The sequence below is a fragment of the Ruegeria sp. CK2 genome, assembly GCF_056536585.1.
In genome coordinates, this window is the sequence record NZ_JBQFPW010000043.1 from 1 (window position 1) to 5,114 (window position 5,114).

Sequence of the window (5,114 nt, forward strand, 5' to 3'; positions counted from 1 at the left end):
AAGAAGGTTTGATCACTGGCGGCGAAAACCTGGTGGGGCGTGCTGGCAAAGTCTCAATCAGCCAGCAGCATTTTCTCGGTAGTCCGGGTACCATGAGCTTGTCTGTCTCCAGTCCGCTCCAGATCTCCTCCGGCGAGATCTCGATCGACCTCCCTCAAGACAGGGTCGCAGCGGCGGCTGGTCAGGAAAGCATCGGTGTGACAAGAACCTCTCAAACTGTCGACATTACATCCTCAGAGCGGCCGATAGATATTGGCCTGACCTATCAGATCACTTCGGAGGCGGCCGGACCGGATGTTTTGCTTAACGCGGGATATCGCGCGCAAGGCGGGGATCAAAATCCTTACTTTGGATTTGCGATCAGTCACAGGTTTTGAGCCGCAGCGCATGTTCTCAATCTTAATTCGGTGTTTCATCTGTAAACGTGTCCGTCGTCAGGGATTTTGGGACAGATGGCGCTCTGATCTAAGAGAGAGTGTGGCTCATCTGGTTGGATTGATTATGCGGCGGCAAAGCAGCTGCTATCGCCTATACTCTTATCGAAACAGCCAAGATGAACGACGTCGATCCCGAAGCCTGGCTCGCTTGGGTGCTGGAACGCCTGCCGGATCACAAGATCAACCGCATGGGTGAGCTGATGCCGTGGTGCTTCGGCAGTTCAGGGGACGCAGGTCGATGGAAACAACGCGACCTGGAAAGACGAACAGTAACTCTCATTAACCTCTTCCGAGGACGTATGCAGGATCGATGGTTTGACGGCTATGCGGAGTTGGCGGTCAATCTTGAATCGGGTGTCGCATTCGAAATGCTCTGTGATCAATTGTCTGAGTTCGACATTGTTTCAACCAAGGAAGAGTTAAACACAATTGCCGCACTGGGACACGACATCGGGATCAACCCAAGATATTGGCAGCATTGGAAAGCAAAGTGATCAAGTCCTAAACCAACGAGATCGTCGGACGGATACGTTTGAGTAGCTAACCCGAAGGAGCGATTAGCGAAATTTGAAGCACTTCGACGCTTCGTGGAGGCCGATGGGATTGCCTTGAAAAGCGCTCGTAAAGTGGGTACATTAAACTCATCCGACATTCGGAAACTTTTTAAGGAATGAAACATGACAAACCCGAACGCACATACGATCTCGCCCAGCAAAGCGATTTTGATCAATGAGGCTGCCGCGGTCACGGGGGTCTCCGCACGTAAGATCAACCGCCTGATTGATGATGCCGTGCTACCCAAGTCCGTGTGCATAAAGCTCGGCTCACGTCGTGCAGTGCGCGCTTACGCCGTTCCTATGGTCAGTTTTGGTGCTTCCGATGGCTCCAAGCTGAGCAAGGGGATGCGGCTCGAAGCCATGCGAATGATTGAGAAATTCGCCAAGAACAACTGGCCCCGTCTTCGAGACGAGCCTGGACATGCAAAGGTCCTACGGTTTGAAAGCGGCTGTGTCATACTCTCGCTGGGAGAGCCTGTAAGTGCGGCGATGGCTGGCTTGAACAGACTAAACGACGCGTTTCATCGCATCATTGAAGACCCGGATGTGAGAGGTGGCGTCCCAGTTGTGCGTGGAACGCGGATCAGTGTTTACGAGGTTGCTGATGCACTTGCCATAGACGGTCTGGAGACCACGTTGGAAGATTTTCCGGCTTTGAGCCGCGAAGATGTTGAAGCATCTGCGCTTTACGCAACAGCACACCCGCGAACCGGGCGACCTCGCGTCGGCTCCAAGCCTCGACGCCTTGTCTCAGAAGAGACAGTCGATCTGGCGGGCGCGCACTAATCGAAGGCGAGCACTCGTGAAGTTTCTTATCGATGAGTGCTTGTCCATCGCATTGGTCGAACTGGCAATTGAAGCCGGCCATGTTGAAAGCGCGCATGTCACCCGGCGCGGCATGCAAGGCTGGAAAGATCACCAGCTAATGCACGCTATCATCGATGACGACTGGACACTCGTCACTAGAAACTCAGATGATTTTCGACCAAGAAGCGGTAGCACTAGCCAAACACCATGTTATGTCGGCCAGCCGCTGCATGCGGGTCTGGTCTGTCTCAACCTACCCACAGACTCTGGCAGAAGTGGTCAAATTCAATACTTTCAAACCGCACTGAAACATATCGGGAATCCCGGTGACCTCGTGAACAAAGTACTAGAAGTCGATCCCAGCCCCGAGAACGTCGAGCAGGTAGTTCTCAGAGTCTATGATTTTCCAAACGACAAGGTTTGAATGCGGGGCTTCGCCAGTTGGGCCCAATGTTTCCGTGGCGCCTGCGATGTTGCTCCTGGACGACGAACCGAGTAACACTTTGACCGGAGTTGACATGAGTTCGCGCCTTGCGGCCTCCTCGTCCGGCGTTCCCGTAGTCCGGCTCGACGTCCTAAAGCTGGCGAAGACGTGGGAGCCGCGCGCCCAATAGGCGGCACGGGCAGACGCTTATACATCAAGCTCCGGGCTATTCCTCTGGAGGGACTCCCATCTGTGCTATCCGAAGCTGATACGCGCAGTTCATCTCGCCAGCACGGTGGCAGCATTCACACAATTTGGCTCGATTTACTTCGCAGCTTGCCCAGCCTCCTTAGCAAATTTTGCCATCAGATCGACGGGGCACTCTTGCTCCCGTCGACATTGCAATGCGCAATAATGAAGGTGTCCAAGTCTACTTTAGAAATCGGATTACCCTACACGAAGAGGAAGTCGTCTTCAGTCAGGTTTTGCACGCCATAATTGCTCATGGTAAAAGATCCGTGCCCAGAAACCCACATGTCATAGAATACGCCGCTCTGACCGTTCGGGTAGACGACCGCATTAACAACTAAGCTCAAATCGGAAAAGGATACACCTGGGATATCAACTTTGATAAGGTCAATGCCGTCTTCGAAGTCATTTATCCTGCCTCTTCCAAAATTGGCGCCAAAAACAAATTGGTCACTTCCGGCACCGCCCCACATCTGGTCGTTGCCGGCACCGCCGTTCAGGATGTCATCGCCATCGTTACCATACAGATAATCATCGCCTGCGCCGCCGTTTAGGATGTCATCGCCAGCGTTGCCCGACAGCGTATCATCACCAGCGGTGCCAAAGATCGGCGCTTCGTTTCTTCCGTATACAACGATTGAAACACTTGCGGTGCTTTCACTGCCATTGCCGTCCTCGATGGTATAGGTGAATGTATCCGTCAGGGTCTGGCCCTCTGCCAGAGCCTGAAAAGTATCTGCGCCGGTTGGATCGTAGCTGATGGTCCCGTCGCTGTTCAGCGTCAGGATGGCCCCATGCGCGCTTTCGGCATCAACCTCTTTCACCGTGAGCGCATCCCCCTCGACATCGCTGTCATTGGCAAGAAGCGTGCTGGTATCAATCGAAGTCACAACATCTTCTGTGATTGGCGTGGGACCTTGAGCAACACCGTTTGCATCGAAAATACGCGCCTTGATGGCAGTACCAGACGTATCGCCTTGTTGCCCGTCAAGAGACTGCCAGGTGACGACAAAATTGCCATTTTCCAGTGCTGTAACACTTGGAACGCCTTCATTGAAAAACGCTGTAACACTTGGATCGCCCTGATTGTCATTGGTAAATTCATTGACTAGGAATTCACTGACGATCCCGTTGCCATCCGCATCGAAAATACGCGCCTTGATGGCAGAGCCAGACATATCGCCCTGCTGCCCATCATCAGACACCCAGGTTACGACGAAATTGCCGTTGTCGAGTTCTGTAACACTCGGGCGCTGTTGATCGCCATCGGTGAATTCATTGACCACAAACTCACTGACAACCTCATCACCATTCGCATCAAAAATATGCGCCTTGATGGCAGAACCAGACGTATCGCCCTGTTGCCCGTCAAGAGACGGCCAGGTGACGACGAAATTGCCATTGGTCAATTCTGTAACACTTGGAAGCCATTGAGAGCCATTGGTAAAGTCATTGACCAGGAACTCACTGATGATCTCACTGCCATCCGCATCGAAAATACGGGCCTTGACAGCATAACCGGACGGATCGCCATGGTGTGCTGCATAAGACTGCCAGGTGACGACGAACTTGCCATTTTCCAATGCTGTCACACTTGGGTTCCGCTGATCGTCATCGGTAAAGTCATTGACCTCAAACTCACTGACGGTCTCATCGCCATTCGCGTCAAAAACGCGGGCCTTGATGGTATAATCGGACGTATCGCCGTGCTGCTGGTGAAAAGACTGCCAGGTAACGACAAAATGGCCATTGGTGAGCACTGTAACACTCGAGGAAAATTGATCGTGATCGGTAACTTCATTGACCAGAAACTCGCTGGTGATCTTAACACCCTCTGCATTGAAAATGCGGGCCTTGACAGCATAACTGGAACTATCGTCCTGTTGCCCGTCATCAGACGCCCAGGTGACGACGAAATGGCCATTGTCGAGGGCTGTGACACTTGGATCCCATTGAGTGCCATCGATAAATTCATTGACCAGAAACTCACTGACGGTCTCATCGCCATTGGCGTCAAAAATGCGGGCCTTGATGGCAGCACTATCAGCATCGCCCTGCTGCCCATCATAAGACTCCCAGGTTACAACGAAGCCGCCATTGGCGAGTTCTGTAACGCTCGGGTTCCTTTGATTGTCATTGGTAAACTCATTAACGCGGAATTCACTCGCGCCAACACTATCATGAACCGCGACAGGAGCATCATTGACCGGTGTGATTTCAAGCGTGAATGTTTCGCTTGTTGCAAGTGAGCCATCGCTCGCCGTCACCATGACATTCAATATGCCATTGAAGTCCTGGGGCGGTGTGCCCGAGAAACTCTCCATAGCCGCATCAAACACCAGCCAGTCCGGCAGGGCCGAACCGTCCGCAAGCGTCGCACTCAAGGTCAGCGCATCGCCATTCGGATCCGTGAATGCATTCTCTGGCAGTGCAAAGCTAACGGCCTCATCTTCTGCTGAAGAACGATTCTCCAATGCAAATGGCCCCTCAGGCGGATCATTGACTCCAATGACCTCAATGGAGACTGTTGCGGTGCTCTCCCCGCCATGGCCGTCACTGACCGTATAGGTGAAGCTATCCGTCAGGGTCTGGTCCCTCTCCAGAGCCCGAACATTAGCTGCGTTGGTGGGATCGTAGCTG

5 protein-coding genes and 1 pseudogene are annotated in these 5,114 nt (G+C 52.9%); 5 read left to right on the forward strand and 1 reads right to left on the reverse strand.

Features of this window, described 5'->3' with window-relative positions; genetic code table 11:
* The 5 genes and pseudogenes from ACR0BU_RS24505 to ACR0BU_RS24525 form a co-directional block, all read left to right on the forward strand.
* On the forward strand, positions 1–377 hold a 377-nt coding region (locus ACR0BU_RS24505; RefSeq protein WP_480739535.1), incomplete at its 5' end, for a hypothetical protein.
* A 128-nt stretch (positions 378–505) separates the two neighbouring features.
* Positions 506–646, forward strand: a pseudogene (locus ACR0BU_RS24510) (transposase domain-containing protein); the annotation flags it as partial.
* Positions 638–931, forward strand: coding sequence for a MafI family immunity protein (locus ACR0BU_RS24515; protein WP_480739540.1), 294 nt, complete (start codon positions 638–640; stop codon positions 929–931). The pseudogene ACR0BU_RS24510 and the gene ACR0BU_RS24515, both read left to right, overlap by 9 nt.
* Before the next feature lie 183 nt (positions 932–1,114).
* On the forward strand, positions 1,115–1,780 hold the full coding sequence (locus tag ACR0BU_RS24520) for a DUF433 domain-containing protein (RefSeq protein WP_480739536.1): 666 nt from the start codon (positions 1,115–1,117) through the stop codon (positions 1,778–1,780).
* A 16-nt stretch (positions 1,781–1,796) separates the two neighbouring features.
* The gene (locus tag ACR0BU_RS24525) at positions 1,797–2,225 is read left to right on the forward strand and encodes a DUF5615 family PIN-like protein (protein WP_480739537.1); all 429 of its coding nucleotides are present in this window, start codon (positions 1,797–1,799) and stop codon (positions 2,223–2,225) included.
* 452 nt (positions 2,226–2,677) lie between these two features.
* Here the strand turns inward: ACR0BU_RS24525 and ACR0BU_RS24530 are convergent.
* A partial coding sequence (locus ACR0BU_RS24530; RefSeq protein WP_480739539.1) for a tandem-95 repeat protein occupies positions 2,678–5,114 on the reverse strand: 2,437 nt, incomplete at its 5' end.

What these genes read in the sequence shown, in the direction of transcription:
- ACR0BU_RS24515 (WP_480739540.1), top strand. Translation starts at nt 638, where the DNA reads ATGCCGTGGTGCTTCGGCAGTTCAGGGGACGCAGGTCGATGGAAACAA.
- ACR0BU_RS24520 (WP_480739536.1), top strand. Translation starts at nt 1,115, where the DNA reads ATGACAAACCCGAACGCACATACGATCTCGCCCAGCAAAGCGATTTTG.